The sequence below is a fragment of the Paenarthrobacter sp. TAF1 genome (assembly GCF_052113825.1).
GTDB classification, from domain to species: domain Bacteria; phylum Actinomycetota; class Actinomycetes; order Actinomycetales; family Micrococcaceae; genus Arthrobacter; species Arthrobacter nicotinovorans.
The window spans coordinates 260,645-275,141 of the sequence record NZ_JBFRDO010000003.1; the positions used below are offsets into that span (position 1 = coordinate 260,645).

Annotated in this window: 15 protein-coding genes; 6 read left to right on the forward strand and 9 right to left on the reverse strand. The window is 64.5% G+C overall.

The genetic code is table 11. From position 1 onward, the window contains the following. Positions 1–38 precede the first annotated feature (38 nt). Entirely contained in the window at positions 39–1,079 is a 1,041-nt protein-coding gene (locus AB4Y81_RS05770; protein WP_441995497.1) for a LacI family DNA-binding transcriptional regulator, read from the forward strand. A gap of 25 nt (positions 1,080–1,104) precedes the next feature. On the opposite strand, the gene AB4Y81_RS05775 is transcribed toward AB4Y81_RS05770, so the two are convergent. The 5 genes from AB4Y81_RS05775 to AB4Y81_RS05795 form a co-directional block, all read right to left on the reverse strand. After that, positions 1,105–1,404, reverse strand: coding sequence for a winged helix-turn-helix transcriptional regulator (locus AB4Y81_RS05775; protein ID WP_018778431.1), 300 nt, complete (start codon positions 1,402–1,404; stop codon positions 1,105–1,107). Beyond that, positions 1,401–1,805 (reverse strand): VOC family protein, encoded by a 405-nt coding sequence (locus AB4Y81_RS05780; RefSeq protein ID WP_441995498.1) that lies wholly within the window; start codon positions 1,803–1,805, stop codon positions 1,401–1,403. Before AB4Y81_RS05780 ends, AB4Y81_RS05775 begins: the two co-directional genes overlap by 4 nt. 115 nt (positions 1,806–1,920) lie before the next feature. Beyond that, positions 1,921–2,916, reverse strand: a complete 996-nt coding sequence (locus AB4Y81_RS05785; RefSeq protein WP_018778429.1) for a bile acid:sodium symporter family protein — start codon at positions 2,914–2,916, stop codon at positions 1,921–1,923. A gap of 96 nt (positions 2,917–3,012) precedes the next feature. Further along, the gene (locus AB4Y81_RS05790; protein WP_018778428.1) at positions 3,013–4,509 is read right to left on the reverse strand and encodes a SulP family inorganic anion transporter; all 1,497 of its coding nucleotides are present in this window, start codon (positions 4,507–4,509) and stop codon (positions 3,013–3,015) included. A gap of 22 nt (positions 4,510–4,531) precedes the next feature. Beyond that, positions 4,532–5,638, reverse strand: a complete 1,107-nt coding sequence (locus AB4Y81_RS05795; protein WP_018778427.1) for a GTP pyrophosphokinase — start codon at positions 5,636–5,638, stop codon at positions 4,532–4,534. Between the two features lie 110 nt (positions 5,639–5,748). Between AB4Y81_RS05795 and AB4Y81_RS05800 the strand changes: the two genes are divergently transcribed. Together AB4Y81_RS05800 and AB4Y81_RS05805 are read left to right on the forward strand one after the other, a co-directional pair. Beyond that, positions 5,749–6,570: an alpha/beta fold hydrolase gene (locus AB4Y81_RS05800; RefSeq protein WP_039239051.1), complete on the forward strand. Its 822-nt coding sequence runs from the start codon at positions 5,749–5,751 to the stop codon at positions 6,568–6,570. Between the two features lie 40 nt (positions 6,571–6,610). Then, entirely contained in the window at positions 6,611–7,546 is a 936-nt protein-coding gene (locus AB4Y81_RS05805) for a carbohydrate kinase family protein (RefSeq protein WP_018778425.1), read from the forward strand. A gap of 13 nt (positions 7,547–7,559) precedes the next feature. Here the strand turns inward: AB4Y81_RS05805 and AB4Y81_RS05810 are convergent, their stop codons facing one another. Continuing rightward, positions 7,560–8,618, reverse strand: a complete 1,059-nt coding sequence (locus tag AB4Y81_RS05810) for a glutathione S-transferase family protein (protein WP_018778424.1) — start codon at positions 8,616–8,618, stop codon at positions 7,560–7,562. Positions 8,619–8,703: 85 nt separating this feature from the next. On the opposite strand from AB4Y81_RS05810, the gene AB4Y81_RS05815 reads away from it, so the two are divergent. After that, positions 8,704–9,513: an HAD family hydrolase gene (locus tag AB4Y81_RS05815; RefSeq protein ID WP_441995499.1), complete on the forward strand. Its 810-nt coding sequence runs from the start codon at positions 8,704–8,706 to the stop codon at positions 9,511–9,513. On the opposite strand, the gene AB4Y81_RS05820 is transcribed toward AB4Y81_RS05815, so the two are convergent. After that, on the reverse strand, positions 9,510–10,391 hold the full coding sequence (locus AB4Y81_RS05820) for a methyltransferase family protein (protein WP_441995532.1): 882 nt from the start codon (positions 10,389–10,391) through the stop codon (positions 9,510–9,512). The two genes, AB4Y81_RS05815 and AB4Y81_RS05820, sit on opposite strands and share 4 nt — an antisense overlap. Positions 10,392–10,444: 53 nt before the next feature. Continuing rightward, a complete protein-coding gene (locus AB4Y81_RS05825; RefSeq protein WP_416428104.1) occupies positions 10,445–11,311 on the reverse strand; it encodes an NAD-dependent epimerase/dehydratase family protein in 867 nt (288 codons plus the stop codon). Positions 11,312–11,444: 133 nt separating this feature from the next. Here AB4Y81_RS05825 and AB4Y81_RS05830 point away from each other — a divergent pair, with 133 nt between their 5' ends. Together AB4Y81_RS05830 and AB4Y81_RS05835 are read left to right on the forward strand one after the other, a co-directional pair. After that, the gene (locus AB4Y81_RS05830; protein WP_039239057.1) at positions 11,445–11,693 is read left to right on the forward strand and encodes a hypothetical protein; all 249 of its coding nucleotides are present in this window, start codon (positions 11,445–11,447) and stop codon (positions 11,691–11,693) included. A gap of 82 nt (positions 11,694–11,775) precedes the next feature. Then, positions 11,776–12,555 carry a glycerophosphodiester phosphodiesterase gene (locus tag AB4Y81_RS05835; RefSeq protein WP_441995500.1) on the forward strand — a complete coding sequence of 260 codons (780 nt, stop codon included), beginning with the start codon at positions 11,776–11,778 and terminating at the stop codon, positions 12,553–12,555. Positions 12,556–12,616: 61 nt separating this feature from the next. Here AB4Y81_RS05835 and AB4Y81_RS05840 read toward each other — a convergent pair whose 3' ends face one another. After that, the gene (locus AB4Y81_RS05840; protein WP_441995533.1) at positions 12,617–14,428 is read right to left on the reverse strand and encodes a glycoside hydrolase family 2 protein; all 1,812 of its coding nucleotides are present in this window, start codon (positions 14,426–14,428) and stop codon (positions 12,617–12,619) included. Between the last annotated feature and the right edge of the window lie 69 nt (positions 14,429–14,497).

The following is a 14,497-nucleotide window of genomic DNA, read 5'->3' on the forward strand; positions in this document are numbered from 1 at the left end:
GATAGAGTTCAAGAATCAATCGTCTGTCAGGAGCCGCCGTGAGCAAGGGACTCAAGCCCACCATCCGGGATGTTGCCACGGCAGCGGGCGTATCGCTGACCACCGTCTCTTACGTGCTTTCCGGCCGCCACGGAGGCACTACCCGGATCAGCCAGCCCACCCAGGACCGCGTCCTGTCGGCCGTGAAGGAGTTGGGCTACGTTCCCAACCAGGCCGCGCGCGGGATGCGGCGCGGCAAGACAGACGTGGTGGCCGTCGCGATTGGAAACCTCGAATGGCCGTGGGACCGGGCGTTGGCCACTGCGGCGGCGAACATCCTTCCGGAACGTGGCTATCAGCCTGTGATCCTCTTGGGCGAGGACTGGCGGAAATTCATGATGTCCGGCGGCGCGGACGGTGTCATCATCGGGTACTTCCCGGAGGCTAAAACGGAGGACGAAACCGTCACGGAACTGGCTCGCCGCGGCGTAGCCCAAGTGGTGATTTCGGAAACCATGAATCCTGCCGGGTTCGACGTCCTCGCGCCCGAGACCGACGCCGGGCTGGCGGACTGCATGGAGTTCCTGACGGCGTCGCATCGAAGGATCGCTTGCATTCGGAGGTCAGATTCCACTGACCGGCCCAAGAGCCGGTTCGCTGCTTACGCCAGTGGGCTTGAAAAGGCGAGCATTCCGCTCGATCAGTCCCTCGTCCGGACATCTCACCATCGCCCGGCCGAGGCGTATCAGGCGGCGCTTGAATTGCTGCAGCTTCCGGTCCGCCCCACGGCCATCCTCTGCACTGATGACATGGAAGCGCTCCAGGCGGTACGGGCCGCCTTCCGGCTGGGCCTGCGCGTGCCCGAGGACGTGCAGATCGTAGGAGTGGGGAACTCCACCGAGGGGCAGGAGTTCGATCCCGCACTGACGACGGTGGGTCCCGATCCCATTTTCGAGAAGGTGGTCCGGATGCTGCTCGACCGCCTGGAGGGAACGGCTCCCGCCGACGGCGTCCGGGTCGCCTCTCCGTGGAAGCTGCACCGTCGCGGCACCACAAGGGACGCCGCCACGGTGGACGGCAGCAAGACGGCGGCGCAGTAGCGTCAAGACCGCGGCGCACCAAGGCCTACGTCTGGGCGTCGTTCCCGGGCAACTCCTCGCCCCAACGGGCCAGTGCGTTGATTGCTTCGCCCAGGGCCCGCCCTCTATCGGTCAGCGTGTAGGCCCGGGTGTTGTGGCGCAGGGGCAGCCGGGACAGGACGCCGGCGGCTTCGAGCTCACGCAGGCGCGTCGCGAGCATGTTGGTAGGCACTCCGAGGTCCCGCTGCAAATCGCCGTAGCGTTGTGGCCCGTCGAGCAGCCGTTCCACGATGAGCAGGGCCCACCGTGAGCCGACGACGTCGAGGGCCGCGGCGAGGTTGCTCACGCGGTCGGATCGGAGTCCGGCTTCATCCAAAACGGCGAGTAGTGGTAGCCATCGGGGTCGTCGAACTGGCGCTGGTACATGAAGGGGTAGTGGTCGGTGTCACCGATCCGCCCGCCGGCGGCGCCGGCGCGTTCGGTGAGCTCGTCCACTGCTTCGCGGCTGCCGAGGTCGAAGGAGACCGTGACCTTCGAGGGAGTGTCAGGTCCACCGACCAGTTCCTCGGCGCCACCGACGCTGGCGTACATCTCACGGCTGCCGAGCATGACGTACTGCTCGGGGGCGATCGCGAAACACGACACGTTGTGATCGGACATCTCGGTGTTGAGGGTCCAGCCGAGGGCGGTATAGAAGGCGGTGGCACGTTCGACGCTCTCAACCGGGCAAGTAATAAAGAGGCTCATGCGGTCATACTTGCAAAATGCAAGTGCGGCGTCAAGACCCATCAGCTCGCGACTTTCGGGCCTCGTGGAAGCCTTAAGGACTGAGGCCGGAAGCCAGTCCCCAAGAGCGCAAAAGTCAGTCCTTCAGCGGACGTCGCGCGAGCCACGCTGCAACGATCGCACCAGAAACGTTGTGCCACAGCGAGAACACGGCGGAGGGCAGCGCGGCCAAAGCACCGAAGTGTGCTGTGGCCAGGGTCGCGGCAAGTCCGGAGTTCTGCATTCCGACCTCGAACGCCAACGCACGGCGCGCCTTGTCATCCAGGCGGCCGAGCTTGCCTGCCAGGTAGCCGAGGCCAAGACCGAAGCCGTTGTGGAGGACAACAGCCAGGAACACGATGCCGCCTGCTGCCACGATCTTGCTGGCGCTGCCGGCCACAACAATTGCAACGATCAGGGAAATCACGACGGCGGATGCCCACGGAAGTGCCGGAAGCACCTTGGCAACGAGCTTGGAAAGGAACAACCTCGCCAGGAGGCCTGCGATGACGGGAAGCAGCACGGTCTTGACGATGTCCAGGACCATGGCACCGGCGTCGATGTGGAGGAAAGAACCGGCCAGGAACAGCGTCAACGCGGGTGTCACCAGAGGAGCGATCAGCGTTGAAACCGATGCCACGGCAACAGAGAGTGCAACGTCGCCCTTGGCCAGGAAGGCCATCACATTGGACGCGGTACCCGACGGCGCGCAGCCCACGAGGATCAGGCCCACCGCCAGCTCCGGGGGCAGCTGGAGCAGCACGGCAATGAGCCAGCCGGCGCCGGGCATGATCACGTAGTGTGCCACGATGCCGAGTGCTACGGCCCACGGACGTCGGGCCACTGAGGCGAAATCCGGAGGGGTCAGGGTCAGGCCCATGCAGAACATGATGACGCCCAGCAGATACGGGACCGAGACGCCCATGGGTTTGAAGAGGTCCGGTACGAGGAAGCCAAGGACACCGGCAGCCACAACAAGGAGCGGGAACACCGTGACGGCAACCCGCGCAATCCTGGCCTCGGCGGCGAGGGCGGCGTTCACTGGCGCGGCTGTTTCTTCAGACTCTGGTGCGTTATTGGTTGCCTCAAGCATTCATCCATGCTCACACCTGCCCGGCAGCCCGAACGAATTCTTTACTTGCAGGCAGGCGTATATGTCAGATGACCGCTGTTTCTGAACCCAGCCGGGTCAGGAGTTGAGTTTCCCCGCCAGGCGCTCACGCATGCGGACGCTGGCCTCGTTCAGTCCGATGAATTCGACCTCGCGGCCATGGTTCCGGTACTTCTCCGTCACCGAATCCAGCACCGACACGGAGGACGCGTCCCAAATATGCGATCCATGCAGGTCGATGATTACCCGATCTATGCCGTCTGAGGAATCCTTCGCGTAGTCGAACTGCGTATAGAGATCGTTGGAAGAGGCGAAGAACAACTCCCCATCCACGGTGTACGTCGCAACCCTCTCGCCGTTCAGCTCCAGTTCGGTCCGTTCGACGGTCGCGAAATGCGCCACGCGCCGGGCGAACAGCACCATGGCGGCCAAGACGCCGACGCCGACCCCGACCGCCAGGTTGTGCGTCGCCACCACAGCGGCAACAGTCAGGATCATGACGGCGGTCTCGGACTTGGGCAGCCGCTTCAACGTCGATGGCCGTACGGAGTGCCAATCGAATGTGATCAGTGAAACGAAGATCATCACGGCCACCAGGGCAGCCATCGGGATCATGCCCACCACGTCACCGAGCACCACTACCAGGAGCAGCAGGAACACCCCGGCCAGGAAGGTCGAGAGCCGGCTCCTTGCACCGGAGCCCTTCACGTTGATCATGGTCTGCCCGATCACCGCGCAGCCTCCCAGGCCACCAAGGAAACCGGTGACGATGTTGGCCACACCCTGCCCCCAAGACACCCGGGTCTTATCGGAGCGGGTATCCGTGATGTCGTCCACCAGTTTGGCAGTCATGAGCGATTCCAGCAGGCCCACCAGCGCCATGGAAAGGGCGAAGGGAGCGATGATCCGGAACGTCTCCAGGTTCAGTGGAACGTTGGGCAGGAAGAATCCTGGCAGGCTGTCCGGGAGTTCGCCCTTGTCGCTGACGGTGGGAACATCGATGTTGCCGAGGGCTGTCACCAGGGTGATGGCCACGATCGCCACCAGCGGTGCGGGAATGGCAGTGGTGAGCCGAGGCAGCCCGAACACGATCACCAAACCAACAATGACAATCGGATAGACCATCCACGGCACGTTGAAGAGTTCCGGCATCTGGGACATGAACACCAGGATGGCCAGGGCGTTGACGAAGCCGATCATCACCGAACGGGGAATGAACCGCATCAGCCGCGTCACACCGAGGACCGCGAGGACGACCTGGAAGACGCCGGCCAGGATGATCGTAGCGATCAGGTAGTCGAGTCCGTGCTCCTTCATGACGGGGGCGATCACCAACGCCACGGCTCCCGTCGCAGCGGAGATCATGGCCGGGCGGCCACCCACCAGAGCCGTCACCACGCCCATGGTGAACGATGCGAACAAGCCAATACGCGGATCCACGCCGGCAATCACCGAGAATGCGATGGCTTCCGGGATCAAGGCCAAAGCCACCACGAGTCCCGCGAGGGACTCCGTCAGCAGCCGGCGGGGCGAGCGAAAAGTCGCCCGCAATGACATGAGTTGCTCCGGAGTCATGGGTCCTTACAGGGCAGGTTTCTTACAGTGCAGTCTGGCGGTAGCGCTCAATCTGCTTAAGACGCCGCTGGAGGCTGTCGCGCCGCGGGTGCGGAACGGCGTCGGGCGCCTCAGCAGTGAGATCAATGTGTTCGGTTCCGTACTGCCACAAGAGGAGGTCATCCAGGAGGCGGTCGGGACCGGGTGAGTAGCGATGGTCCAGGGCCTTGCGGACCTCTGTGATCCGGTTGGCGCTGAGAAGCCCGGCCAGTTCCACGGTCTTGGTAAGTCCGTGGGCAGCGAGCAGCTCGGCGGCCCATCCCCAGTCGTCATCAACTTTACGGTCAACGTGCGGCAGGAGCGTACGCCAGACGTCACGAACGCGGTTGGGAGTCAGGGGCGAGCCGCCTTCACCCTCCAGGTCCCAGTAGCCACGGACTTCCTCGTACCGCTCGTGAAGGTCCGCGAAAGCGCTCTCAACCGTCTCCAACATGGCCGCCGTGGCCGTGAACTGCCGGTCGAAATGCGGGGTCCATGCGCGCGGGTCCTCCGCCTTGAAGCGGATGTCGTGCTCGATCTCGCTCCAGGCGTGCGCGAAAACAGTACGGATCTGGCATTCAAAGAAGTAACTGCCGTTGGCTGGCATGTCCGGATTGAAGACGTGCTGGTACTCCTTGACCGTTTCATTCTGGATGGTGCGCAGGATGAGGTGGCGGCTGGAGTAGCCATAAGTGCCGGACTCGATGGAACCGATGTCCTTCTCGCGGTCGCCCCGGCAATCGAAGAGCTGGCGCTGACGCTTGATGATGTTGGCCACCGCTGCGTTCTCCGCAGGGAGCTTGGTGATGACACGGATGCCCACCATGTCGTTCAACGTGCGGAAAGGGTCCGGGAATTTCAGGACGCGCGGACCACCCGGTTCCAGGGGATCATCCGTGCGGGAGATTTTTTCCCGGAACGACTCCACGGTCTTGGTCCGGCCGGTGACGAACAACGGGGTGACTTCAGCGTCGTTCAACATGTCCCGCAGGGTCAGCAGTACGTCCCGCGTGACCCGCTTCAAAGCAGGGCGGACACGCTCGTAGAGGGCCACATTCGCATCCACTGCATCCCGCTGGGCCTGGTCCAGGCTGTCCCAATTGCTTGCCATGCCCCCAGCTTACGTGGCGGCTGCGACACTGAACCGGGCCACCCGCCGTCGGGGTGCCTCTAGCCAAACTTCGGAACCGTCACGATAGGCTCAGTACAAAGGAGGGCGCAATGTTGCGGCACAAGTACAGCTACGGCGAACACCCCAGTCAGTGGGGCGAACTCTTCATACCTGAACCGAACAACGGAAACCATCGCGGCGCATCAGCTGTGGCCGGTGGAGTAGCCGTTGTGATCCATGGCGGCTACTGGCGCTCGCAATACGGCGCAGAGCTCGGCGAACCGCTGGCGCGGGACCTCGCAGCGCACGGAATTACCGCCTGGAACCTTGAATACCGGCGGGCCGGGAACGGCGGTGGATGGCCCCATACGTTCGAGGACATCCTGGCCGGGATCGACCACCTGTCGCAGATAGCCGGGGACCACGACCTCCAGCTCGGCAAAGTGGTGGCACTGGGCCACTCCGCCGGAGGACACCTCGCGGTATGGGCTGCGGGCAGGCACCGCCTCTCTGCGATCGGAGCCCCCGACGCCGACCGCCAGCTCCAGCGGGCACCGGAGGACAACGCCGTGCACCTGACGGGCGTGGTGAGCCAGTCCGGCCTCCTGAACCTTGCGGCAGCCGAGAAGCTCAACCTCAGCAACGGCGCCGTCTGCAACCTGATGGGCGGGGATTCGGCCAGATTCCCCAAACGGCATAAATACGCCGACCCCATGAGCTCGCTGCCGATCAACGTCCCCGTCTATGCCGTTCACGCCACGGAAGACGAGGACGTTCCTGCAAGCCAGTCCGAGGCCTACGTTGCCGCAGCCACGGCGGCCGGGAGCTCCGCCCAGCTGCTGCGGGTCCCGGGTGACCATTTCGATCTCATCGACCCCAAGGCCGTTGCCTACAAGAAGTGCCGCGAGTTGGTGCAGCGACTGCTGTCGTAATTGTTGGGTTGCTGCGCTTCACCTCTGGCAGAGTTGACCCATGCTGACAGTCATTGGTGAGGCCCTGGTAGACGTCGTCCAACGCTCCTCTGGAATTGAGGCGCACGTTGGCGGCAGTCCGCTCAACGTTGCCGTCGGCTTGGCCAGGCTGGACCACCCGGTGCAGTTCATCGGCCGCTACGGCAAGGACGCCTACGGAGACTCCGTCGCAGCGCACCTGCGCTCAAGCTCCGTGATGGTGCCGCTTCCGCCGGATGAGAAGCCAACCAGCGTGGCCACCGCCCGGATCGACGACGACGGCGCCGCCACCTACGCCTTCGACCTCACCTGGGAACTCCCCGGCCTCGCCGGTAGGTTGCCCCTGATGCTGCAGGGCGCCACGTTGCTGCACACGGGCTCCATTGCCACCTTCCTGGAGCCTGGCGCCGCGGAGGTTCTTGCCGCCGTCGAGCATGCCCACCCGAACAGCACCATCAGCTTCGACCCCAACTGCCGGCCAAGCATCATTACGGACGTTGAGTACGCGCGGACGCAAGCCGAGCGCTTCGTAGCGCTGGCCGACGTCGTGAAGGCTTCCGACGAAGACCTCGAGTGGCTGTATCCCGGCGTCGATCCTACGGAATCCGCGCGTCGCTGGCTGTCCCTGGGCGGCGAAGAAGGTCCGGCCCTGGTGGTGGTGACGCGCGGTTCACGCGGCCCGTGGGGTATCACCCGGGCCGGCGAAACCGAAGTTCCGGCCCCGTCCGTGAATGTCGTGGACACCGTGGGTGCCGGCGACTCGTTCATGGCAGGGCTGCTGTCCGCGATTGTGGATCATGGGTTGGACGGCGCGCAGAACCGCGGGGAACTGAGGGCCATGCCCGCAGAAATGCTCGCGGCGATCATGGAGCATGCCAGCCGCGCCGCCGCCGTGACCGTTTCACGCGCCGGCGCCAACCCGCCGACGCGTGCCGAGCTGAACCACGGGCCGGCCTGACACGCACCAGCGGCTAGCCGGCGCCATGCCCCGGAGCTACTTCTTCCCCGGCCTTCACCGGACCCGGGGGAGTGCCGTCTCCGAACGGACTGCCGCCCAGGGATTCCCGTCCATGGGGCGTCAGCCAGCCGGACAGATCCGGACCGGCGGGGACAATCTGCGTGGGATTAATGTCTTCGTGGACGATGTAGTAGTGCTGCTTGATCTGGACGAAGTCGATGGTGTCCCCAAAGCCGGGTGTCTGGAAGAGGTCCCTTGCGTAGCCCCACAACGCAGGCATTTCGCTCAGCTTGTTCCGGTTGCACTTGAAGTGTCCGTGATAGACGGCGTCGAAGCGTGCCAAGGTGGTGAAGAGCCGGACGTCAGCCTCAGTGATGGAGTCGCCCACAAGATACCGCTGGCTGCTGAGCCGTTCTTCCAGCCAGTCCAAAGCAGTCCACAGGCGCGCGTAGGCGGCATCGTAGGCTTCCTGTGATCCTGCGAAGCCGCAACGGTAGACGCCGTTGTTGACCTCGGTAAATACGCGCTTGTTGACCTGGTCGATTTCCTCGCGGAGGTGCTCCGGATACAGCTGGGGCGCCCCGGGGCGGTGGAACTCCGTCCACTCCGTGGAAAAGTCGAGCGTGATCTGCGGGTAGTTGTTGGTCACCACTTCGCCGCTGGGGATATCGACAATGGCCGGGACGGTGATGCCTCGCGGGTAGTCCGGGAAGCGGCGGAAGAACGCCTCCTGCAGGCGCTCGATCCCCAGTACGGGGTCCTTGCCGCCGGGATCAAGGTCGAAAGTCCAGGAGCGGGCATCGTGGGTGGGGCCAGGCTGGCCGAGGCTGATGACATCCTCAAGTCCCAGGAGCCGCCGCACAATTACGGAGCGGTTGGCCCACGGACAAGCGCGGGCCGCGATCAACCTGTAGCGCCCGGGCTCTACGGGCCAGCCGGGCTCTCCGTTTGGGCCGGCAGCGCCGTCGCGGGTGATGCGGTCCTCGATGTAGTTGGTGTCGCGGGTGAACTCACCGCCGGTGACGTACGCGCCGCGTGTGCTGTGTTCTTCGCTCATGGTCTTGTCACTCATCAACTCAGCCTATGCTCCCGGTTTTGGAAATGTGGAGGCTTTCCGGTGCGCAGCCGCCTGTTTCGCTCCAACGTAGACTGGCATGATGCGGCTCGTAGCAAGCGATATAGACGGCACCATCCTCGGTCACGACGGAAAAATCAGTGCCCGGACCATCAAGGCATTCCAGGCATGCCGCGATGCCGGAGTGGAACTCGTCTTCGTCACGGGCCGTCCGCCGCGCTGGTTGTACCCGCTCCAGGAGCAGCTCGGGCACAGCGGAATCGTGATCTGTTCCAACGGCGCCGTGGTGTGGGACTTGGAAACGGAGAAGGCACTCTCCTCGTGCGTCCTCGATGCGGAGTCCGTTTTTGAGGCCCGCCGCATCATCAAGTCCATCCGGCCTGACGCCCTGTTCGCTGTGGAGACGCTCACCGGCTTCCAGCTGGAACCGGGGTTCATCGAAAGTGAAACCAGCGAACTGCTTGCCGAGTTCACCCCCAAACCGCTGGACCAGACGCTCACGGCGGATGACGCCGTCGTAAAGTTCCTTGCCATTACCCGCAAGGGGACGCCGGACGAGTTCCTGGCCGAGGTGCAGCCGGCTGTCGCGCACCTCGTGTCCACCACGCACTCAGCTCCCCGGACTGCGATGCTGGAAATGTCCGTGCCGGGGATCAACAAGGCAGTCACGCTGGCCAAGTACGCAGAGTCCCTGGGGATCGAAGCCGCCGATGTTGTGGCGTTCGGGGACATGCCCAATGACATCGAGATGCTCCGCTGGGCCGGCCACGGTTACGCCATGGCCAGCGGGCACCCGGAAGCGATCCTCGCTGCCGGCCGGCAGGCGCCGCATTTCGACGACGACGGCGTGGCCCAGGTTCTCGAGGCGAAACTGACGGAGCAGCGGGTCTAGCTCCGCCCGAAGTTCCGCCCGACGCGGGGAAGCCAACAGCTCACTGACGAACGGTAGCGGCGGAATTCGGCTCCAAAGCGGTTTTCGAGGTCCGCTTCCTCCAGCGGCCGAACGGCGTAGTTCCAGACCAACGAGCCGATCATCGCGTAGGCGACCACGAGCCAGGACCCCAGGATGAGTCCCACCCCGATGCCCTGGGCGATGCCCGCAACGGCCATCGGATTGCGGACCCAGCGATACGGCCCGGCGATGACGAGGCGGTTGGGCATGGCCGACGGCAGCGGGGTGCCGCGGCCCTTGGATGACATGGTTACAGCGGACGAGACGCCGAGAATGCTCGCCAGCACCAGGACCACGGCGCCTGCGATGACGGCAAACTGCGGGACAGGCAGGGACACCAGCCATCGACCTTCCAACCATGAGATGACCAGCGGGACTGCGACAAGGAAGAAGCCCCAGAAGAGGATCATTTGCGCGATGGTCGCGCTCACGTGGGCCGTTGCAGGCCGGTTCGAAGCGGCGGAGCGGAACGCGAACGGGCCGCGGATGATCCAGTCCGTGGGAACCCGCCCCAGCAGGACGAAGCAGAGCGCCAGGCCTGAGCAGGCGGTAGCGGCAATCATCATCAGGACGCCCAGGCCCGCTTCCGTGGTGAATGTGGCGTAGACAGCCAGCGCGGCTGCCACCAAAGCAGTCCAGCCCGTGGCCACCACGGCCGCCCACCGGATGCCACAAGCTGCGAGGGCCGAACAGAGCACGAACAGCGGAATGTCGAGGGCGGCCACAGCGACGGGGTCAAGGGTGCCCAGGGTGGCTGCACGCACCGGGGGTGCCAGGAAAACCAGGGTCCACCAAGCCAGCCCGGCAACCGCCTGCATTGCGAAGTAGGCCCGCCCCCATCCCTGCTGTCCTGTGGCACGCAGCACGGGCTTCACGGGTGGCGTACGCCCTCGCCGGAAAGCAACGCGCGGTACCCCTCTTTGTAGCTCGGGAACGTGAACTCGAAACCCGTCGCCCGGAGCCGTTTGTTGGAGCAGCGCTTGTCGCCGGGGCCGGCGTCGGACGCGCCCTCAGGTGCCGCCGTCGGGGGTTCAGGGCACTGCAGCTCGGACGCGAGGAACCGCATGACGTCGCCCATTTCGGCGGCGTGATCGTCAACGCCCACGTAAACCTCGTCCGGGGCAGCTCCCATGGTGGTCAGGTGGACGATCATGGCGGCGGCGTCGTCCCTGTGGACGCGGTTGGTGTGCCGGGGTTGGGCGGGGATGACGGCCTTGCCGCTCCGGACCTGGTCGATCAGCCGGGTGCGTCCCGGGCCGTAGATCCCGCCGAGCCGGAGGGAGATTGGCCGGGTGCCCGTTCCGCGTGTCCGGGCGAACAGCAGTTCCTCCGCTTCCAGCAGGACCTTGCCGCTGAACCGCGTGGGCTCCGTGGGTGTTGACTCGTCCACAACAGCTCCACCGGAATCCTTGTACACAGCGGTGGAGGAGACGAAGAGGATCCGCCGCGGTTCAATGGATTGCCGTTCCAGCGCATCCAGGACGTTCTTCACGCCGTTCAGGTAGGCCGCGCGATAGGCCTCTTCTGTGGAGGCGTCGGCTGCGACGGCCACCACCACAATGTCCACATCGGCCGGCAGCTCCGGGAGCTCCACGGAAAGGTCCGCGTAGACGCCACGGATCTGCGGAGGCAGCTTCCCGGGGGAACGCCGCAAGCCCACAACCTCGTGGCCCGCCGCAGCGAAGCGAAGTCCGGCTTCGGTTCCAAGGTCGCCGCATCCGGCAATCAACACAGTCATGTCCCTAGTCTCGCAGTTTCAGGCTGTCACCGACTTCCCAGCCTCCATACAACCGGCGTTCACCTTGCGCCCGTAGGCTTCCAGCCACGGACCCGTTCGCATCGTGTCTACCAGTCGAAATGCAGGGGGAATCATGGCCAAGCGCAGGATCAACGATTTCAACACGGCGCCGCTGCGGCGCGTCGAACCGGATCACCACTGGCGCTCCTTGCGCCAGGGCGACCGCGTCAGCGTCACGCTCACGCCCGGGTATGAGTCGGCGGGAGTGATTGACGCCGTCACCGGCGATGCCACCGCCGTGTGGGTGGAGCTCGACGGCGGCCGCGGCAGGACGCTGGTTCACGTCAGCGACGGCGTGGCGATAGTTCCGCACGAAGCCTGACGCGCCAAGCCCGACGCGCGGCGCGTGACGCACGCGCTTGGCACACGCGCCGTCGGGAGAGCCGTTCGGCTACGCTACGGGTGTGACGCTGCCCTATTTCCTCCGCAAGGACGGTTCGCTGGGACCTTTGGCCTTCGCGCACCGCGGTTTCTCACTGGATGGCCTGGAGAACTCCATGGCGGCTTTCAAAGCCGCGGCGGAACTCGGCACCGTGCACCTTGAAACGGACGTCCACACCACGTCGGACGGCGTGCTGCTGGTCTTCCACGACTCCTCCTTGGACCGCGTGACCGATTCTGTCGGCAAGATCGCGGAGTTGACGGCAGCAGAGGTAGCCGGGGCACGAATCGGTGGTGTGGAACCCGTTCCGACCTTTGATGAGCTGGTGGCCGCGTTGCCGGATGCCCGGTTGAACCTGGATATCAAGGACTGGAATTCGGTGCGCCCGATGGCCGAGGCCATTGAGCGGCACGGGATCCATGATCGCGTACTGGTCACCAGCTTTTCCGACAGGCGCCGCAGGGCAGTCCTGGCCAAGCTGTCCCGTCGCGTGGCTTCCTCGGCCGGCAGTTCGCTCACCGCTCTGTTTGTCCTCCTGGGCCCCGTGCTGCCGGCACCTTTGGCACGCAGGCTGCTTGCCGGCGTCGACGTTTTCCAGGTTCCTGTCCGCTACGGGCCGGTGCAGGTGGTGGCGGCCGGGTTCCTGCGCCGCGCGCACCGCCTGGGCCGCCACGTGCATGTGTGGACCATCAACGAACCCGCCGAGATGGAGCGGCTCCTGGATCTTGGCGTGGACGGGATCGTGTCCGACCGCCTGGATCTGCTCAAGGAAGTCCTGGTCCGTCGAGGCCAGTGGGTCTAGGTAGTCCGCTGAGCTCCCGCGACATGGCATTGGATGATGGTTCCAAGCACTCACATTGGCATTAAGTGTCATCCCGGCGGAGCTGGCTGGCCCGGATCCTCTCGAGGTCGAACTTGGGGCTGCGATCGAACGTGAAGATGCCGTTCTTCTCCTGGAAGACATCCGTCAGCTGCGTGTAGCAGTACCCAAACATGTCCGGATTATCCAGCAGGACGCCACAGAGTCCCTCGAAGCGGGCATAGAACTCCTCTTCGCTGCTGACGCGCTGGCCGTAGCCCCAGGAACTTTCGACGTCGGTGCCTGCCGCCTCTGCTGCTTGGCGCGCTTCGGCCTCGTTCCACCAGATACCGCCGAATTCGGAGACGAAGTATGGCTGCCCGGCGTACGGTACCGAGTACTCCTCGCCGTCGTCCTTCCGGTTAATGTATGGCTTCTCGTCAGCAAGGCCCTGCTGTTCCATGCGGAAGCGGTCGGGATCTTGTTCGTAGGAGTGGGAATCGTAGATGTCCGTTTCCCGGATCCGGTGGGAGTAGCCTGATGCGTCGATCACGGGCCGTGTGGGGTCCGCGAGCTTGGTGGCCAGGAACATGGCCTGGGTGACATCGTCCAGAACGGTGAGGCGGTCATGCAGCACTTGGTGGGTCTCGTTGAGGGGACACCAGCCGACGATGGACGGGTGGTTAAAGTCGCGCTGCAGGACTTCCAGCCACTGCGCCACAAAGCTGGCAGTCGGTTGTTGGTTGTGGCCGATGGTGCCGCCGCCCGACACACCCCAGTCACCGAATTCGCCCCACACCAGATAGCCCAAACGGTCCGCGTGGTACAGGAAACGCTCTTCGAAAACCTTCTGGTGCAACCTGGCGCCGTTGAATCCCGCAGCCATGGACAGCTCGATGTCCTTGACCAAGGCGGCCTCATCGGGGGCGGTCATCAACGAGTCCGGCCAGTAGCCCTGGTCCAGGACCAGCCGCTGGAAAACCGCATTGCCATTGATGCGGACAACCTTGCCGTCCAAGGCAATCGAGCGGATGGCAGCATAACTGCTCACGTGATCCACCACCTCGCCGGCGCTGTCCCGCACGCTCACGTCAAGGTCGTAAAGGAACGGGTCCTCCGGCGACCAGGGGCGCATCGCTTCGGCTGGGATGGTGAGCCGGAGCGACGGCGTGAGGTCCAGGTCTGCCTTGGCCTCCGCCTCAATCCGCAGGTCTTCCTTATCGCTGAGGACGGCAGTGACTGTGTGCCCGCTCCGGTTCCGGCTGAGCGGGACCTCCACTGTGATGTTTGAATCGGCCAGGCTGGGGGTCATCCGGAGGCGCTTGATGTAAACCTCGGGCACGGCCTCCATCCACACCGTCTGCCAGATTCCGGTGGTGCGCGTGTACTGGCAATGCGTGTTGTTGTACCAGGTGGCTTGCTTGCCGCGTGCCTGCATCCCGTGCCGCGAGTCCCTGGCGCGGACAACGATGACGGCATCCGTCCCAGGCTCTGCGATGCCACCCAGGTCGGCCGTGAACGGAGTGAAACCACCCCTGTGCCGCGCAACTTCGACGCCATTCACCCAGACTGTCGCGTCGTGGTCCACAGCGCCGAAGTGGAGGAGCACGTTGTGTCCGGACCATTCCGGGGGAATGCTCACGGTCCTTCGGTACCAGACGGCTTCCATGAAATCGACGTGCTCGATCCCGGAAAGGGCCGATTCCGGGGCGAACGGGACCAGAATCGAGCTGTTGAGTTCGCGGGTGGCGAGCCCGCGCTCCACGCCGGAGTCCCCGGCGTCGATCTCAAAACCCCAGGTGCCGTTGAGGTTCATCCACTTGTCGCGGACCAGTTGCGGGCGGGGGTGCTCGGGCTTGGGCATGGCGGAGGTCACATTTTGCGTCACACTCAAAAACCTAACGTGAGATGGTGGTCAGTACCACCAGCCGCTGCGGGAGGAGAC

Bases quoted from the DNA above. Each gene is read 5' to 3' on its own strand.
- AB4Y81_RS05800 (WP_039239051.1), top strand. From the start codon at position 5,749: ATGTTGCGGCACAAGTACAGCTACGGCGAACACCCCAGTCAGTGGGGC.
- AB4Y81_RS05790 (WP_018778428.1), bottom strand. From the start codon at position 4,509: ATGACTCCGGAGCAACTCATGTCATTGCGGGCGACTTTTCGCTCGCCC.
- AB4Y81_RS05830 (WP_039239057.1), top strand. From the start codon at position 11,445: ATGGCCAAGCGCAGGATCAACGATTTCAACACGGCGCCGCTGCGGCGC.
- AB4Y81_RS05780 (WP_441995498.1), bottom strand. From the start codon at position 1,805: ATGAGCCTCTTTATTACTTGCCCGGTTGAGAGCGTCGAACGTGCCACC.
- AB4Y81_RS05805 (WP_018778425.1), top strand. From the start codon at position 6,611: ATGCTGACAGTCATTGGTGAGGCCCTGGTAGACGTCGTCCAACGCTCC.
- AB4Y81_RS05815 (WP_441995499.1), top strand. From the start codon at position 8,704: ATGCGGCTCGTAGCAAGCGATATAGACGGCACCATCCTCGGTCACGAC.
- AB4Y81_RS05810 (WP_018778424.1), bottom strand. From the start codon at position 8,618: ATGAGTGACAAGACCATGAGCGAAGAACACAGCACACGCGGCGCGTAC.
- AB4Y81_RS05795 (WP_018778427.1), bottom strand. From the start codon at position 5,638: ATGGCAAGCAATTGGGACAGCCTGGACCAGGCCCAGCGGGATGCAGTG.
- AB4Y81_RS05825 (WP_416428104.1), bottom strand. From the start codon at position 11,311: ATGACTGTGTTGATTGCCGGATGCGGCGACCTTGGAACCGAAGCCGGA.
- AB4Y81_RS05820 (WP_441995532.1), bottom strand. From the start codon at position 10,391: ATGCAGGCGGTTGCCGGGCTGGCTTGGTGGACCCTGGTTTTCCTGGCA.
- AB4Y81_RS05785 (WP_018778429.1), bottom strand. From the start codon at position 2,916: ATGCTTGAGGCAACCAATAACGCACCAGAGTCTGAAGAAACAGCCGCG.